Origin of the sequence: Vibrio sp. 10N.261.46.E11 (genome assembly GCF_041472735.1) — a bacterium.
GTDB lineage: Bacteria > Pseudomonadota > Gammaproteobacteria > Enterobacterales > Vibrionaceae > Vibrio.
This window is the reverse complement of sequence record NZ_JBFRQW010000070.1, coordinates 1-315: the sequence shown is the minus strand read 5'-3', so window position 1 is coordinate 315 and position 315 is coordinate 1. Positions and strand designations below refer to the sequence as shown.

Annotated in this window: 2 tRNA genes; both read right to left on the bottom strand. The window is 44.4% G+C overall.

The window, feature by feature from the left end:
• Positions 1 to 57: 57 nt before the first annotated feature.
• Positions 58 to 144: transfer RNA gene (locus AB4407_RS19280), tRNA-Leu, on the bottom strand.
• 80 nt (positions 145 to 224) lie between these two features.
• Positions 225 to 300 (bottom strand) — tRNA-Gly (locus AB4407_RS19275).
• Between the last annotated feature and the right edge of the window lie 15 nt (positions 301 to 315).

Genomic DNA, 315 nt, shown 5'->3' with positions numbered 1-315 from the left:
CGTGTTTTAAGAGAACGACTCTGTTGATTACTACCAAGCAGGTAACAACCAAATAGATGGTGCCCCGGGCCGGACTTGAACCGGCACAACGCGAACGTCGAGGGATTTTAAATCCCTTGTGTCTACCAATTCCACCACCAGGGCACGCAATTCTTTATTGCGATGCCGATTACTGAAAAGTAAAACACCATCTTAATGTCAAAATGAATCAACATTACAAAATTTGGAGCGATACATCGGGTTCGAACCGATGACCTCAACCTTGGCAAGGTTGCGCTCTACCAACTGAGCTAGTATCGCATTTTCATTCTTATT